At 61.9% G+C, this 14668-nt stretch carries 27 protein-coding genes; all 27 read right to left on the reverse strand.

Going from position 1 to position 14668, the window contains the following annotated elements; translation table 11 throughout:
* Positions 1-18 precede the first annotated feature (18 nt).
* On the reverse strand, positions 19-1029 hold the full coding sequence (locus AC0L2B_RS18310) for a DNA-directed RNA polymerase subunit alpha (protein ID WP_023799278.1): 1011 nt from the start codon (positions 1027-1029) through the stop codon (positions 19-21).
* A gap of 205 nt (positions 1030-1234) precedes the next feature.
* Positions 1235-1624, reverse strand: a complete 390-nt coding sequence (rpsK, locus tag AC0L2B_RS18315; protein ID WP_023799279.1) for a 30S ribosomal protein S11 — start codon at positions 1622-1624, stop codon at positions 1235-1237.
* 150 nt (positions 1625-1774) lie between these two features.
* Positions 1775-2143 carry a 30S ribosomal protein S13 gene (rpsM, locus tag AC0L2B_RS18320; protein WP_023799280.1) on the reverse strand — a complete coding sequence of 123 codons (369 nt, stop codon included), beginning with the start codon at positions 2141-2143 and terminating at the stop codon, positions 1775-1777.
* A gap of 191 nt (positions 2144-2334) precedes the next feature.
* Entirely contained in the window at positions 2335-2955 is a 621-nt protein-coding gene (locus AC0L2B_RS18325; protein ID WP_287176086.1) for an adenylate kinase, read from the reverse strand.
* The gene (secY, locus tag AC0L2B_RS18330) at positions 2952-4292 is read right to left on the reverse strand and encodes a preprotein translocase subunit SecY (protein WP_091591192.1); all 1341 of its coding nucleotides are present in this window, start codon (positions 4290-4292) and stop codon (positions 2952-2954) included. Before secY ends, AC0L2B_RS18325 begins: the two co-directional genes overlap by 4 nt.
* A 191-nt stretch (positions 4293-4483) precedes the next feature.
* On the reverse strand, positions 4484-4957 hold the full coding sequence (gene rplO / locus AC0L2B_RS18335; protein ID WP_023799283.1) for a 50S ribosomal protein L15: 474 nt from the start codon (positions 4955-4957) through the stop codon (positions 4484-4486).
* A gap of 22 nt (positions 4958-4979) precedes the next feature.
* A complete protein-coding gene (rpmD, locus tag AC0L2B_RS18340; protein ID WP_006205449.1) occupies positions 4980-5177 on the reverse strand; it encodes a 50S ribosomal protein L30 in 198 nt (65 codons plus the stop codon).
* 25 nt (positions 5178-5202) lie between these two features.
* The gene (gene rpsE / locus AC0L2B_RS18345) at positions 5203-5766 is read right to left on the reverse strand and encodes a 30S ribosomal protein S5 (RefSeq protein ID WP_006333394.1); all 564 of its coding nucleotides are present in this window, start codon (positions 5764-5766) and stop codon (positions 5203-5205) included.
* A 156-nt stretch (positions 5767-5922) separates the two neighbouring features.
* The gene (gene rplR / locus AC0L2B_RS18350; protein ID WP_023799284.1) at positions 5923-6282 is read right to left on the reverse strand and encodes a 50S ribosomal protein L18; all 360 of its coding nucleotides are present in this window, start codon (positions 6280-6282) and stop codon (positions 5923-5925) included.
* Positions 6283-6474: 192 nt separating this feature from the next.
* Positions 6475-7008, reverse strand: a complete 534-nt coding sequence (gene rplF / locus AC0L2B_RS18355) for a 50S ribosomal protein L6 (RefSeq protein WP_023799285.1) — start codon at positions 7006-7008, stop codon at positions 6475-6477.
* A 110-nt stretch (positions 7009-7118) separates the two neighbouring features.
* Positions 7119-7517 carry a 30S ribosomal protein S8 gene (gene rpsH, locus AC0L2B_RS18360; protein ID WP_006205453.1) on the reverse strand — a complete coding sequence of 133 codons (399 nt, stop codon included), beginning with the start codon at positions 7515-7517 and terminating at the stop codon, positions 7119-7121.
* Between the two features lie 12 nt (positions 7518-7529).
* Positions 7530-7835, reverse strand: a complete 306-nt coding sequence (rpsN, locus tag AC0L2B_RS18365) for a 30S ribosomal protein S14 (RefSeq protein ID WP_023799286.1) — start codon at positions 7833-7835, stop codon at positions 7530-7532.
* A gap of 27 nt (positions 7836-7862) precedes the next feature.
* Positions 7863-8441, reverse strand: a complete 579-nt coding sequence (gene rplE, locus AC0L2B_RS18370) for a 50S ribosomal protein L5 (protein WP_023799287.1) — start codon at positions 8439-8441, stop codon at positions 7863-7865.
* Positions 8434-8748: a 50S ribosomal protein L24 gene (gene rplX, locus AC0L2B_RS18375; protein ID WP_091591195.1), complete on the reverse strand. Its 315-nt coding sequence runs from the start codon at positions 8746-8748 to the stop codon at positions 8434-8436. The genes rplE and rplX overlap by 8 nt, the downstream gene beginning before the upstream one ends.
* A gap of 12 nt (positions 8749-8760) precedes the next feature.
* Positions 8761-9129: a 50S ribosomal protein L14 gene (gene rplN / locus AC0L2B_RS18380; RefSeq protein ID WP_006205457.1), complete on the reverse strand. Its 369-nt coding sequence runs from the start codon at positions 9127-9129 to the stop codon at positions 8761-8763.
* Positions 9130-9200: 71 nt separating this feature from the next.
* Positions 9201-9440 carry a 30S ribosomal protein S17 gene (gene rpsQ / locus AC0L2B_RS18385; protein ID WP_023799288.1) on the reverse strand — a complete coding sequence of 80 codons (240 nt, stop codon included), beginning with the start codon at positions 9438-9440 and terminating at the stop codon, positions 9201-9203.
* Positions 9441-9451: 11 nt separating this feature from the next.
* Positions 9452-9652: a 50S ribosomal protein L29 gene (rpmC, locus tag AC0L2B_RS18390; protein WP_236372877.1), complete on the reverse strand. Its 201-nt coding sequence runs from the start codon at positions 9650-9652 to the stop codon at positions 9452-9454.
* 13 nt (positions 9653-9665) lie between these two features.
* Positions 9666-10079 (reverse strand): 50S ribosomal protein L16, encoded by a 414-nt coding sequence (gene rplP, locus AC0L2B_RS18395; RefSeq protein WP_023799290.1) that lies wholly within the window; start codon positions 10077-10079, stop codon positions 9666-9668.
* A 27-nt stretch (positions 10080-10106) separates the two neighbouring features.
* The gene (rpsC, locus tag AC0L2B_RS18400; RefSeq protein ID WP_023799291.1) at positions 10107-10832 is read right to left on the reverse strand and encodes a 30S ribosomal protein S3; all 726 of its coding nucleotides are present in this window, start codon (positions 10830-10832) and stop codon (positions 10107-10109) included.
* Positions 10832-11221, reverse strand: a complete 390-nt coding sequence (gene rplV, locus AC0L2B_RS18405) for a 50S ribosomal protein L22 (RefSeq protein ID WP_023799292.1) — start codon at positions 11219-11221, stop codon at positions 10832-10834. Before rplV ends, rpsC begins: the two co-directional genes overlap by 1 nt.
* 2 nt (positions 11222-11223) lie before the next feature.
* Positions 11224-11502: a 30S ribosomal protein S19 gene (gene rpsS, locus AC0L2B_RS18410; RefSeq protein ID WP_006205463.1), complete on the reverse strand. Its 279-nt coding sequence runs from the start codon at positions 11500-11502 to the stop codon at positions 11224-11226.
* Positions 11503-11518: 16 nt separating this feature from the next.
* The gene (gene rplB / locus AC0L2B_RS18415; RefSeq protein WP_027154041.1) at positions 11519-12352 is read right to left on the reverse strand and encodes a 50S ribosomal protein L2; all 834 of its coding nucleotides are present in this window, start codon (positions 12350-12352) and stop codon (positions 11519-11521) included.
* 23 nt (positions 12353-12375) lie between these two features.
* Complete coding sequence (locus tag AC0L2B_RS18420) at positions 12376-12669, reverse strand: 50S ribosomal protein L23 (RefSeq protein WP_010909275.1); 294 nt, start codon at positions 12667-12669, stop codon at positions 12376-12378.
* The gene (gene rplD, locus AC0L2B_RS18425) at positions 12666-13286 is read right to left on the reverse strand and encodes a 50S ribosomal protein L4 (RefSeq protein WP_473746344.1); all 621 of its coding nucleotides are present in this window, start codon (positions 13284-13286) and stop codon (positions 12666-12668) included. Before rplD ends, AC0L2B_RS18420 begins: the two co-directional genes overlap by 4 nt.
* A complete protein-coding gene (gene rplC, locus AC0L2B_RS18430) occupies positions 13286-14032 on the reverse strand; it encodes a 50S ribosomal protein L3 (protein ID WP_091591200.1) in 747 nt (248 codons plus the stop codon). The genes rplD and rplC overlap by 1 nt, the downstream gene beginning before the upstream one ends.
* 188 nt (positions 14033-14220) lie before the next feature.
* The gene (gene rpsJ, locus AC0L2B_RS18435; RefSeq protein ID WP_006205468.1) at positions 14221-14529 is read right to left on the reverse strand and encodes a 30S ribosomal protein S10; all 309 of its coding nucleotides are present in this window, start codon (positions 14527-14529) and stop codon (positions 14221-14223) included.
* Positions 14530-14592: 63 nt separating this feature from the next.
* The coding region (locus AC0L2B_RS18440; protein WP_454589835.1) for an EF-Tu C-terminal domain-related protein at positions 14593-14668 on the reverse strand (76 nt) is incomplete at its 5' end.

Raw genomic sequence — 14668 nt, forward strand, 5'->3', positions numbered from 1 at the left:
CCATTCTCAATTCACCGGTCAGTATTGATCTTCGTAACGCTTGGCGAGGTCTTCGATGTTTTCCGGCGGCCAATCCGGCACTTCCATGCCGAGGTGCAGGCCCATCGCCGCCAGGACTTCCTTGATCTCGTTCAGCGACTTGCGGCCGAAGTTCGGGGTGCGCAGCATCTCGGCTTCGGTCTTCTGGATCAAGTCGCCGATATAGACGATGTTGTCGTTCTTCAGGCAGTTGGCCGAACGCACCGAAAGCTCGAGTTCGTCGACCTTTTTGAGCAGCGCCGGGTTGAAGGCAAGCTCGGTCACCTGCTCGGCGGCGACTTCCTTCTGCGGCTCGTCGAAATTGACGAACAGGCCAAGCTGGTCCTGCAGGATGCGGGCGGCGAAAGCCACCGCGTCCTCGCCCGAGATCGAACCGTCGGTGTCGATCGTCATGGTCAGCTTGTCGTAGTCGAGAACCTGGCCCTCGCGGGTGTTCTCGACCTTGTAGGAGACCTTCTTGACCGGCGAGTAGAGGCTGTCGACCGGGATGAGGCCGATCGGCGCGTCTTCGGCGCGATTGCGGTCGGCCGGAACGTAGCCCTTGCCGGTATCGACGGTGAACTCCATGCGGATTTCTGCGCCCTCGTCCAGCGTGCAGATGACGTGGTCGGGATTGAGGATCTCGACGTCGCCGACCGTCTGGATGTCGCCGGCCAGAACAGCGCCCGGTCCCTGCTTGCGCACGACCATGCGCTTGGGGCCGTCGCCTTCCATGCGGATGGCGATTTCCTTGATATTCAAGACGATATCGGTCACGTCCTCGCGCACGCCGGCGATGGACGAGAATTCATGCAGAACGCCGTCGATCTGCACGGCGGTCACCGCCGCGCCACGCAGCGAAGACAGAAGCACGCGACGCAGCGCGTTGCCGAGGGTCAGGCCAAAGCCGCGCTCGAGCGGCTCGGCGACCAGCGTGGTCAGCGTCTTCTTCTTCGAAGAGAACTCGATCTTGTTCGGCTTGATCAGTTCCTGCCAATTTTTCTGGATCATGATGCTTTCCTTCCGTTGACCCGCCACCATCCAATCGTGGCGGGCGACCTGGAATGCCGTGGAGGAACGCTCCTGGCGTTCGCGCGGCGTTCGGTAATTTTTTCCCTAAAGCGCGTAGCGCTTCAGGTCTCTGTTCTTACGCCTGTCGTTGCCCCAAACCGCTGCGCTCTCGGTTCAGGCCCGAGGCAATGCTTGGGCGACAATCTTAGACGCGGCGCTTCTTGCGCGGGCGGCAGCCATTGTGCGGGATCGGCGTCACATCACGGATCGAGGTGATGGTGAAGCCGGCTGCCTGCAATGCGCGCAGCGCCGATTCACGACCCGAGCCCGGTCCGCAGACCTCGACCTCAAGCATGCGCATGCCGTGTTCCTGGGCCTTCTTGGCAACGTCCTCGGCAGCCATCTGGGCAGCAAACGGGGTCGACTTGCGAGATCCCTTGAAGCCCTGGGCTCCCGCCGACGACCAGGCAATCGAATTGCCCTGCGCGTCGGTGATGGTGATCATCGTGTTGTTGAAGGTCGAGTTGACGTGGGCAACGCCCGACGAGATATTCTTGCGTTCGCGACGGCGAACACGTGTGGCTTCCTTGGCCATGATGGTCCTTTCAGTTGATCTCTACACCGCCGTAATGCCAGCGGCTCCACCTTCGTAAGGGAGTAGGGGAATAGGGCAGTAAGGGAGTATGTTAGTACGGCGCGGTCGTCCGCGACCAAACATACTGCCCTACTCCCTTATTCCCCTAAATTACTTCTTCTTGCCGGCGATCGACTTGGCCGGACCCTTGCGGGTGCGCGCATTGGTATGCGTGCGCTGGCCGCGAACCGGCAGCGAGCGGCGATGACGCAGGCCGCGATAGCAGCCGAGGTCCATGAGCCGCTTGATGTTCATCGACACTTCGCGGCGCAGATCGCCCTCGACCTGGTAGTCACGGTCGATCGTCTCGCGGATCTGCAGCACTTCCGCGTCGGTCAGCTGGTTGACGCGGCGCTCGGCCGGGATGCCGACCTTGTCAACGATCTCCTGGGCGAAGCTCTTGCCAATGCCGTGAATGTACTGAAGCGCAATGACGACGCGCTTGTTGGTCGGAATGTTGACGCCGGCTATACGAGCCATGTTCTTCTCTTCTCCATGTGGGCCGGACAAGCCGGCGCTGTCAAAGTTGCCCCGCGTCCGGTGGAGGCCGGCCCATGCGGGAGTTTCCAGTTCAAAGCGGCTGCCTTGCCCTTGCGGGCAAGCAAGCCTCATGCCTGATAGGAAGACGGGCCGCCATACCCCAGCGAACCGCTCCAGTCAAGCGCAATCGTTTATTTTCCGTTCGCAGACCGTTGCGCCGCCGCTGGGGTCGCAGCCGTGAGCACCGCTTCGATCTGCCGCGTCACCGCATCGATGTCGGCCATGCCGTCGACACCTCTCAGCTTGCCCTTGGCATAGTAGTAGCCGATCAGCGGCGACGTCTTCTTGTAGTACTCCTTCAGGCGCTCTTCGAACACCGCCGGATTGTCGTCCTTGCGCACCGGCAGACCCGCGGCCTTGGCCTCTTCGGCGCGCTTGCCGATTCGGCCAACCAGCGCCTTGTCGTCGACGACAAGTTCGATGACGGCGTCGAGAGTGAGGCGGCGAGCCGAGAGCATCGATTCAACCGCGTCCGCCTGCACCAGGGTTCGCGGATATCCGTCAAGGATGAATCCCCTTGCGCAATCGGCCTGATCGATACGCTCGGCGACGATAGCGTTGACGATGGCGTCGGAAACCAGTTCGCCAGCGTCCATCACCGCCTTGGCCCGTTTGCCGACTTCGGTGCCGGCCTGGACAGCAGCGCGCAGCATATCGCCCGTCGAGAGTTGGGGAATGCCGTATTTTTCTACCAGTCTTTGTGCTTGCGTCCCCTTGCCCGCCCCTGGCGGCCCAAGCAATATCAACCTCATCTGGCTTTCTTCCCCCCGCGCAGCTTCGACTTCTTGATCAGGCCCTCATACTGGTGCGCGATCAGGTGACCCTGAATTTGCGCCACCGTGTCGAGCGTTACACTGACCACGATCAGAAGCGATGTGCCACCGAGGTAGAATGGTACGCCAGTCGCTGAAATCAGGAACTCGGGCAGCAGACACACCAGCACCAGATAAATGGCGCCGACGACAGTTATGCGGGTAAGGACATAGTCGATGTAATCCGCGGTGCGCTCGCCCGGACGGTAGCCCGGAATGAAACCCGAATGCTTCTTGAGCTGGTCGGCGGTGTCCTTCGGGTTGAAGACGATCGCCGTATAGAAGAAGGCGAAAAACACGATCATCGCCGCATAAAACGCCATGTAGAGCGGCTGGCCATGGCCGAGTGCAGCCAAGACGGTGCTGGCCCAGGCTGGCATGTTGGTCGTCTGCGAGAAGCCGGCGACCGTGGCCGGCAGCAACAGCAGCGAAGAGGCAAAGATCGGCGGAATGACGCCGGCCGTGTTGAGCTTGAGCGGCAAGTGCGAGGTGTCGCCCTGGAACATGCGGTTGCCGACCTGGCGCTTGGGATACTGGATCAGCAAGCGCCGCTGGGCGCGCTCGAAGAACACGATCAGCGCGATGACGACGACGGCCAGAACGATGATCGCTAGGATCAGGCCGGTCGACAGCGCGCCGGTGCGGCCAAGTTCCAGCGTACCGGAGATGGCTTGCGGCAGGCCGGCGACGATGCCGGCAAAGATGATCAGCGAAATGCCGTTGCCGATGCCGCGGGCGGTGATCTGCTCGCCGAGCCACATCAGGAACATGGTGCCGCCGACCAGCGTGATGACGGTCGAGATGCGGAAAAACATGCCGGGATCGCTGACGATGCCGCTGCCGCCTTCCAGTCCGACCGCAATGCCGTAGGCCTGGACCAGCGCCAAAAGCACGGTGCCGTAGCGGGTATACTGGTTGATGACCTTGCGGCCCTGCTCGCCTTCCTTCTTCAGCGCCTCCAGTGACGGGATGACGGAGGTCATCAGCTGCATGATGATGGAAGCGGAAATATAGGGCATGATGCCGAGGGCAAAGATCGCCATGCGCTCGACGGCGCCACCGGCGAACATGTTGAACATGCCAAGCACGCCCTTGCTCTGCGACGAGAAGGCCTGGGCGAAAGCGTCGGGATTGATGCCGGGCAGCGGGATATACGTGCCGAGGCGGTACACGAGCAGCGCGCCAACTGTGAACCAGATGCGCTTCTTCAGATCCTCCGCCTTGGCGAAGGCCGAGAAATTCAGATTCGAGGCTAGTTGTTCAGCAGCCGAAGCCATGCCTGATTCTCCGCTTGGTCACGCTCGATGGCCCGCAACTCAGGCGGCGCGTGTCACCGAAGCTCACGAGATAAGCTCCGGACTGCAAACATGCAAGCGGCCGCGTTGACGCGGCCGCCATATTGATCGGATCAAAGCGCAATCAAAAGCGAAACGTGTCCCGCTCTTGCCGATCACGCTTCAAATCGCCGTTACTCGGCTGCTGCCTTTTCCGGCAGCTTCACCGAACCGCCGGCCTTTTCGATCTTCTCGACGGCAGCCTTGGAGGCGCCGGCCACGTCGAAGGCAAGCTTCGACTTGATCTCGCCGTCGGAGAGGATGCGCACGCCGTCCTTGACGCGGCGGATGACGCCGGCCGCGACCAGCGCTTCGGCGGTCACGGTCGTCTTGGCGTCGAGCTTCTTGGCATCGAGCGCAGCCTGGATGCGGGCCAGCGACACGACGGCAAAGCTCTTGGCGAAGATGTTGTTGAAGCCACGCTTCGGCAAGCGCCGGTAGAGCGGCATCTGGCCACCCTCGAAGCCGTTGACGGCGACGCCGGAGCGCGCCTTCTGGCCCTTGACGCCGCGACCGGCGGTCTTGCCCGAGCCGGAGCCGATGCCGCGGCCGAGACGCTTCCTGGAATGCGTCGCGCCGTCCTTGTCACGCAGATCGTTGAGTTTCATCTGAGTTCTCCTGCGCTCTGGTTCAGCCCTCGTCCACGACGCGGACGAGATGCTGGACGGCAGCGATCATGCCGCGCACGGAGGGGGTGTCCTCCAGCGTGCGCTGCTTGTGCATCTTGTTGAGGCCGAGGCCGACCAGCGTCGCGCGCTGCTCCTTCGGCCGGCGGATCGGCGAACCGATCTGCTCGACGGTGATGGTCTTGGTTGCTTTCTTGGCCATGGTCAATATCCCTGGTCAGCGTCGACTATTCTTCGGCCGCAACGGCGGTGCCGCGGCGGGCCTGAAGGGTCGAATACTTGATGCCGCGCGCGGCAGCCACATCCTTGGGATGCATCTGGCTCTTCAGCGCGTCGAAGGTGGCGCGAACCATGTTGTAGGGGTTCGACGAACCCATCGACTTGGCGACCACGTCATGCATGCCGAGCGTCTCGAAGACGGCGCGCATCGGGCCGCCGGCGATGATGCCGGTACCCTGCTTGGCAGCGCGCAGCAGAACGCGTCCGGCACCCCAGCGTCCTTCGACGTCGTGATGCAGCGTACGGCCCGAGCGCAGCGGCACGAAGATCATGTCGCGCTTGGCCGATTCGGTCGCCTTGCGGATCGCCTCTGGCACTTCGCGCGCCTTGCCGTGACCAAAGCCGACACGGCCCTTCTGGTCGCCGACGACGACGAGTGCTGCAAAGCCGAAGCGCCGGCCGCCCTTGACGACCTTGGCGACGCGGTTGATGTGGACGAGCTTGTCCACCATGCCGTCGTCGCGCTCTTCGCGATCACGGCCGCGGCCGCCATCCCTACGTTCCTGTGCCATATCCTGTTCCTTGTTTTTTTCCGGAAGCACGGTTGATGATGATATCCGGTTCCCTCTGTGGGTTGCCGGGAGCGAAACTCATTTTTCCCTTCGCATGATCTTATCCGAAAAGTCTGCAACTTATTGCTGCGCTGACCTCCGGTTCGGGATCATGCTTTAGAAGCTCAAGCCACCTTCACGGGCGGCCTCGGCCAGCGCCTTGACGCGGCCGTGATAGATGTACGGTCCGCGGTCGAAGACGACTTCCTTGACGCCGGCCTTCGAAGCGCGCTCGGCAATCAGCTTGCCGATTGCCACAGCGGCGGCAGTGTCGGCACCGGTCTTGAGCGAACCCTTGAGGTCCTTCTCCAGCGTCGAGGCGGCAGCGATGGTGTGGCCCTTGGCGTCGTCGATGACCTGGACGTAGATGTTCTTCGACGTGCGGTGGACCGACAGACGCGGACGCTCGCCAGCGACCTTCTTGATCTGGCGGCGGACGCGCTGAGCGCGGCGTTGGGTGGAGTCTTTCGAGCCCATGATATCAGTTCCTTGCCTTCAAAAAACGGGGGCAACCCTGTGCGGTAGGACAAGCCTCCCGCGACCGCTCCCCGCGGCGTTGATTTGCAGTGAATGGTGAATGGAAAAATGGTGAAAGGTAGAAACCAGGTGCCGTCCGGCTCCTGCCCATCCTACTGCCATTTTACCATTCACCATTCACCATTGACGAAATTACTTCTTCTTGCCTTCCTTGCGGACGATCTTCTCGCCAGCGTAACGAACGCCCTTACCCTTGTACGGCTCAGGACCGCGATATTCGCGGATCTCGGCAGCGACCTGACCGACCTTCTGCTTGTCGATGCCGGTCACGGTGATTTCCGTCGGCTTCGGCACGGTGATGGTGATGTCCTGCGGCGTTTCGTAGACGACGTCATGGCTGAAGCCGAGCGCCAGCTGCAGGTTCTTGCCCTGCATGGCGGCGCGATAGCCGACGCCGGTGATCTCGAGCTTCTTTTCGAAACCGTCCTTGACGCCCTGCAGGATGTTGACGATCTGCGTGCGCGACATGCCCCATTTGGAACGGGCGGTCTTGGTCTGGTCGCGTGGCTGGACAGCGATCTCGCTGCCTTCCATCTTGACCAGCACTTCGTCGTTGACCACGAACTTCAGCTCACCCTTGGGGCCCTTCGCCGTGACGGTCTGGCCGTCGACGGTCGCGGTCACGCCCTGCGGCAGCGAAACGGGTTTCTTTCCAATACGAGACATTTTGTTGTCCTCGTCACTTCTCTTGTTTCAGGTCTCTGTTTCGAGCGTGATCTTGTCCAAATCCGGTTCCACTTTTCACTGCGTGGTTCGGTTCGGGATCGCGCTCCAGATCAGAATATCTGGCAGAGGATTTCCCCGCCGACATTCTGTTCACGCGCTTCGTGGTCGGCCATCACGCCCTTCGGCGTCGAAAGGATGGCGATGCCGAGGCCGTTGGCGACGTGCGGGATCGACTTCGCCGAAACGTAAACGCGACGGCCCGGCTTCGAGACGCGGGCGATTTCGCGCACCACCGGCGCACCGTCGAAATACTTCAGCTCGATCTCGATTTCGGACTTGCCGTTGTCGAAGTCGGTCTGGCTGTAGTCGCGGATATAGCCTTCCGCCTTCAGCACGTCGAGGACGCGGGTGCGCAGGCGCGAGGCCGGCGTCGAAACGCTCGACTTCTTGCGGCCATAGGCGTTGCGGATGCGGGTCAGCATATCGCCGAGAGGATCGCTCAATGACATGTTATGTCCTCCTTACCAGCTCGACTTGACCAGGCCCGGGATCTGGCCGTTGTTGCCGAGATCACGAAGCGCGATGCGCGATACTTTGAGCTTGCGATAATAGGCACGCGGACGTCCGGTGACTTCGCAGCGGTTGCGGATGCGGATCTTGGCCGAGTTGCGCGGCAGTGCCGCAAGCTTCAGCTGAGCGCGGAAGCGCTCTTCCATCGGCTTGGACTGATCCATGATGATCGCCTTGAGGACCTTACGCTTGGCAGCGTACTGGTCCACAAGCTTGCGGCGCCTGTTGTTCTTCTCGACTGAGCTGGTCTTTGCCATTTCAGATTTTTCCTTTTCTCGCTGCCGTTACTGGCGGAAGGGGAAGTTGAAGGCCTTGAGCAATGCCCTGGCTTCGTCGTCCGTCTTCGCAGTCGTACAAACGATGACGTCCATGCCCCAGATCTGATCAACCTTGTCGTAGTTGATCTCCGGGAACACGATGTGTTCCTTGATGCCCATGGCATAGTTGCCACGGCCATCGAAGCTCTTCGGATTGAGTCCGCGGAAGTCGCGGACGCGCGGCAGCGCGATGTTCACGAGGCGGTCGAGGAACTCGTACATGCGTTCCTTGCGCAGCGTGACCTTGGCGCCGATCGGCATCTTTTCGCGGACCTTGAAGCCGGCGATCGAGTTGCGCGCGTGGGTGACGACGGCCTTCTGGCCGGCGATCAGCGCAAGATCTTCCGCCGCGATCGAAGGCTTCTTCGAATCGCCGGTCGCTTCGCCGACGCCCATGTTCAGCACGATCTTGTCGATGCGCGGAACCTGCATCTCGTTCTCGTAGCCGAACTGCTCCTGCAGCGCCTTGCGGATGGTCTCGTTGTAGACCTGCTTGAGGCGCGGCGTGTTCTGGGCAGTCGCCTGCTTGGTTTGAGCCTTAGCCATTGATGACTTCTCCCGAGCGCTTGGCGACGCGCACCTTCTTGCCGTCCTTCTGGAAGATGAAGCCGACACGGGTCGGCTTGCCATCCTTGGGGTCGGCCAGCGCGATGTTCGACAGCTGGATCGGCGCTTCCTTGGTGATGATCCCGCCCTCTTGGGACTGGGACTGCTTCTGGTGACGACGGATCATGTTGACGCCGCGCACCAGCGCGGTGTCTTCCTTCGGCTGTACCGAGAGGACTTCGCCCGAACGGCCCTTGTCCTTGCCGGCCAGCACGATGACCTTGTCGCCTTTTCTAATCTTCTGCATTGGTCCGGCTCCTTACAGCACTTCAGGCGCGAGCGAGATGATCTTCATGTGGTTCTTGGCGCGGAGTTCGCGCGGAACCGGTCCGAAGATACGCGTGCCGATCGGCTCTTTCTTGTTGTCGACGAGAACGGCCGCGTTCTTGTCGAAACGGATCACGCTGCCGTCCGGGCGGCGGATGTCCTTGGCCGTGCGAACCACGACCGCCTTCATCACATCGCCCTTCTTGACGCGGCCGCGCGGGATGGCTTCCTTGATCGACACCACGATGATGTCGCCCACGGAAGCGTATTTCCGCTTCGAGCCGCCCAGCACCTTGATGCACATGACACGACGGGCGCCGGAATTATCCGCGACGTCGAGGTTTGTTTGCATCTGAATCATGACTGGCCGCCTTCTTCTCTTCTAACGGGACGGGCGCAAAGCCCCTCCCCGGTCTGTCCAAAATTCGTTGTTTACGCCTGGTCCGAAGACACGACGGTCCAGCGCTTGTCCTTGGAAATCGGCTTCGATTCCTGGATGAACACCTGATCGCCGACCTTGTGGGCGTTGTTCTCGTCGTGCGCCTTGTACTTCTTGGTCATGCGCACGGTCTTCTTCATCACGGGATGCGTGAAGCGCCGTTCGACCTTGACGACAACCGTCTTCTCGTTTTTGTCGCTGACGACGGTGCCCTGCAGAATGCGCTTTGGCATGGTTTTCGTCCTTAAGCCTTCTTAGCCGCGGACTTTTCCGCAGCGATGGTCTTGATACGCGCAATGTCCTTGCGGACCTGCCTCACGCGCGCGGTCTTCTCGAGCTGGCCGGTGGCCTTCTGGAAGCGCAGGTTGAACTGCTCCTTCTTCAGGCTGGCCAATTCGTCGGACAGCTGGTCCTGGGTTTTGGTCCGGATGTCTTCGGCTTTCATGATCAGCCCGTCCTTATTCTGCGATGCGCTGTACGAAGCGCGTCCTGACCGAGAGCTTGGCCGCGCCGAGACGCAGCGCCTCACGGGCGGTTTCCTCATTGACGCCGTCGATCTCGAACATGATGCGGCCAGGCTTGACGCGCGCCGCCCAGTAATCGACCGCGCCCTTGCCCTTGCCCATGCGGACTTCGGTCGGCTTCGACGTCACCGGCACGTCCGGGAAGATACGGATCCAGACGCGGCCGGCGCGCTTCATCTCGCGGGTGATCGCGCGGCGGGCCGCCTCGATCTCACGCGCGGTGACGCGGTTCGGCTCAAGCGCCTTCAGCCCGAAACCGCCGAAATCCAGATTGGTGCCACCCTTGGCGGCACCATGGATACGACCCTTGAACTGCTTGCGGAACTTTGTGCGCTTTGGCTGCAGCATCGTTCTAACTCCAAATTCTCAACTGTCTCAGGCGTTTTCGCGACGGCGACCGCGTTCGCGCTCACCACCACCGCCATGCGCATGATCGCCCTCGGTGGCGCGGCGCTCCGAAGCCATCGGGTCGTGCTCGAGGATTTCGCCCTTGAACACCCAGACCTTGACACCGCAGATGCCGTAGGCGGTGTGTGCTTCGGCCGTGCCGTAGTCGACGTCAGCGCGCAGCGTATGCAGCGGCACGCGACCTTCGCGATACCATTCCATGCGCGCGATCTCGGCGCCGCCGAGACGGCCGGCGCAGTTGATGCGGATGCCTTCGGCACCGAGGCGCATCGCCGACTGCACGGCGCGCTTCATGGCGCGGCGGAACGCGATACGGCGCTCGAGCTGCTGGGCGATCGACTGGGCGACCAGCGTCGCGTCGATCTCGGGCTTACGCACTTCGACGATGTTCAAATGCGTCTCGGACTTCGTCATCTCCATCAGCTTCCTGCGAAGCTTCTCGATGTCGGCGCCCTTCTTGCCGATGATCAGGCCCGGACGCGCCGCATGGATGGTGACGCGGCACTTCTTGTGCGGACGCTCGATCACGACCTTCGAGATCGCAGCCTGCTTGAGTTCCTTCTCAAGATACTTGCGGATCTTGATGTCCTCATGCAGCAGCTTGCCGTACTCGCCGGTGTTGGCGAACCAGCGCGAATCCCAGGTGCGGTTGATGCCGAGACGCAGACCGATCGGATTGATTTTCTGGCCCATTATGCGGCCTCCACTTTTTCTTCGACTTCACGAACGACGATCGTGAGGTGCGAGAACGGCTTCTCGATACGGCTGGCGCGGCCACGGCCACGGGCATGGAACCGCTTCATGACGATCGACTTGCCGACATAGGCTTCCGCCACGATCAGCGCATCGACGTCGAGGTCGTGGTTGTTTTCCGCGTTGGCGATCGCCGATTCCAGCGTCTTCTTGACCGTGCCGGAAATCCGCTTGGCCGAGAATTCGAGATCGGAAAGCGCTGTCGCGACCTTCTTGCCGCGGATCAGCGCGGCAACCAGGTTCAGCTTCTGCGGGCTGATACGGATCGTGCGCAACACGGCGCGCGCTTCGTTGTCAGCAAGCCTGCGCGGAGCTTTGGCCTTGCCCATGATTATTTCCTCTTCGCCTTCTTATCCGCGCCGTGACCGTAATAGGTCCGGGTCGGAGCGAATTCACCGAACTTGTGGCCGACCATGTCCTCGTTCACCGAAACGGGAACGTGCTTCTGGCCGTTGTAGACACCGAAGGTGAAGCCGACGAACTGCGGCAGGATGGTGGAGCGACGGCTCCACATCTTGATCACCTCATTGCGACCACCTTCACGAACCTTGTCCACCTTCTTGAGAAGGTAGCCGTCGATGAAGGGGCCTTTCCAAATCGAACGAGTCACTTGGCGTTACCTCTTCTTAGCTCTTGCGCTGATGGCGCGAGCGCAGGATGAACTTGTCGGTCGCCTTATTGGACCGCGTCTTCTTGCCCTTGGTCGGCTTGCCCCAAGGCGAAACCGGATGGCGGCCACCCGAGGTGCGGCCTTCGCCGCCGCCGTGCGGATGGTCGACCGGGTTCATGGTCACGCCGCGGTTGTGCGGACGTTTTCCCCGCCACACCGTGCGGCCTGCCTTGCCGTCATTGATGTTGCCGTGGTCCGGGTTGGACACGGCGCCGACAGTGGCCATGCACGAGCCGTGGACGACACGCTGCTCGCCTGAGTTGAGGCGCAGGATCGCCATGCCCTGGTCACGGCCGACGAGCTGGGCATAACCGCCAGCCGAACGGGCAACCTGGGCGCCCTTGCCCGGCTTCAGCTCGATGTTGTGGACGATCGTGCCGACCGGCATCGAGGCCAGCGGCATCGCATTGCCCGGCTTCACGTCGACCGCTTCGCCGGCCACGATCTTGTCGCCGGCAGCAAGGCGCTGCGGAGCGATGATGTAGGACAGCTCGCCATCGTCATACTTGATCAGCGCGATGAAGGCGCTGCGGTTCGGATCGTATTCGATACGCTCGACCGTGCCGACAATGTCGAACTTGCGGCGCTTGAAGTCGATGATGCGGTACGTACGCTTGTGACCGCCGCCGATGAAGCGGGCGGTGATGCGGCCGTAATTGTTGCGGCCGCCCGATTTGGTCAGGCCCTGGGTCAGGCCCTTGACGGGCTTGCCCTTGTAGAGGCCCGAGCGGTCGACGATGACCAGCTGGCGGGTGCTCGGCGTTATCGGGTTGAATTTTTTCAGTGCCATGTCTGATGTCCTCGCGGTCTTGCTCAGAGACCCGTCGCGACGTCGATCGACTGGCCGTCGGCCAGCGTCACAATCGCCTTCTTGACGTCGCTCTGGCGGCCGATTGTGCCGCGGAAGCGCTTGATCTTGCCCTTGCGGACAAGCGTGTTCACGGCCATCACCTTGACGCCGAACAGCGCTTCGACGGCAGCCTTGATTTCCGGCTTCGACGCCTTCTTGGCGACGTTGAAGACGACCTGGTTCTGCTCGGAAGCCATGGTCGACTTTTCGGTGATCGCCGGCGAGACGATCACGTCGTAGTGACGAAGGTCGGTCATTTGAAGCGCTCCTCGAGAGCCTCGACGGCGGCCTTCGAAAGGACCAGCGTGCCGCGGCGCAGAATGTCGTAGACGTTGATGCCCTGGATGGGCAGCACGTCGATGTTCGGGATGTTCGTGGCCGCCAGCTTGAAATTCTTGTCGAGCTCGGCGCCGCCGATCAGCAGGGCGTTGGACAGGCCCAGCGTCGCGAAATTCGCGATCAGCGCCTTGGTCTTGGCCTCGGTCAGCATCAGCTCATCAATGATGATGAGCGAGGCGCTCTTGGCCTTGGCCGAGAGAGCATGCTTGAGGCCCAGCGCACGCACCTTCTTCGGCAAATCGTGCTCGTGGCTGCGGACGACCGGGCCGTGGGCCTTGCCGCCGCCGCGGAACTGCGGAGCGCGTGCCGAATGGTGACGGGCGCGGCCCGTACCCTTCTGCTTGTACATCTTGGCGCCGGTGCGGGAGATCTCGGCGCGACCCTTGGTCTTGTGCGTGCCCTGCTGCTTCTTGGCAAGCTGCCAGCGCACGACGCGCTGCAGGATGTCCTCGCGCGGATCAAGGCCGAAAATCTCCTCGGAGAGTTTCACCTTGCCGGCGTCCTTGCCGCCAAGCGTTGTGATCTTGAGGTCCATTATTCCGCTCCCTCTGTGGCCGGGGCATCTACTGTGGCCGGGGCATCGTTCTTGGCGCCATCATTGGTTGCAATGGCGCGGATTGCGGCGGGCTTCGGCGCATTGGCCGGCAGCGCAACCTTGGCTGCGTCACGGACCAGGATCCAGGCGCCCTTCGAACCGGGAACCGCGCCGCGGATCAGGATCAGACCGCGATCGGCATCGGTCGAGACGACCTCGACATTCTGCGTGGTGACGCGGGTGTCACCCATGTGGCCGGCCATATGCTTGCCCTTGAACACCTTGCCCGGGTCCTGGCGCTGGCCGGTCGAGCCGTGCGTACGGTGCGAGACCGAGTTGCCGTGGGTCGCGCGGCCGCCGCCCATGTGGTGCCGCTTGATGACGCCCTGGAAACCCTTGCCGATCGTGGTTCCCGTCACATCGACCTTCTGGCCGACGACGAAATGATCGACGGTAATCTCGGCGCCGACATCGATCATGTTGTCGGCGGAGACGCGGAACTCGGCAACCTTGGCCTTCGGCTCGACGGAAGCGGTCGCGAAATGGCCGCGCATCGCCTTCGACGTGTTCTTCACCTTGGCAAGGCCAACGCCGAGCTGGACGGCGGTATAGCCGTTCTTCTCCTGCGTGCGCTGCGCCACGACCTGGCAGTTCTCCATCTGGAGAACGGTGACGGGAACATGTTCCCCGGCATCGTTGTAGATGCGGGTCATTCCCACCTTCTTTGCAATCACACCTGAACGCATCGGTTCATTCCTTTAGAGTTCCCTGTCGGGGCTGTCGCCCCTCCACGCCTCTTGTTCCTTCAGAGTTCCCTGTCGGGGCTGTCGCCCCTCCACGCCTCTTGTTCCTTCAGAGTTCCCTGTCGGGGCTTGTCGCCCCTCCACGCCTCTTGTTCCTTCAGAGTTCCGGGTCGCCCCGCCGCTCTGGTTCCTTAGAGCTTGATCTCGACGTCGACACCGGCGGCAAGATCGAGCTTCATCAAAGCGTCGACCGTCTGCGGGGTCGGATCGACGATGTCGAGCAGACGCTTGTGCGTGCGCATCTCGAACTGCTCGCGGCTCTTCTTGTCGACGTGAGGCGACCGGTTGACCGTGAACTTTTCGATCCGCGTCGGCAGCGGAATGGGGCCGCGGACGTTGGCGCCGGTGCGCTTGGCCGTCGACACGATTTCCCGCGTCGAGGCGTCAAGCACCCGGTGATCAAACGCCTTCAGGCGGATGCGGATATTCTGTCCGTTCATGCGTCACTTCCTTGTTCTGGCGCGGCGCGGGCAGCGCCCGCGACAGATCGGTTTAAGTCCAAATTACTCTTTGATGGTGACGACGATGCCGGCACCGACGGTGCGGCCGCCTTCACGGATGGCGAAGCGCAGCTTCTCT

This window comes from Mesorhizobium sp. WSM4815, from assembly GCF_055811575.1.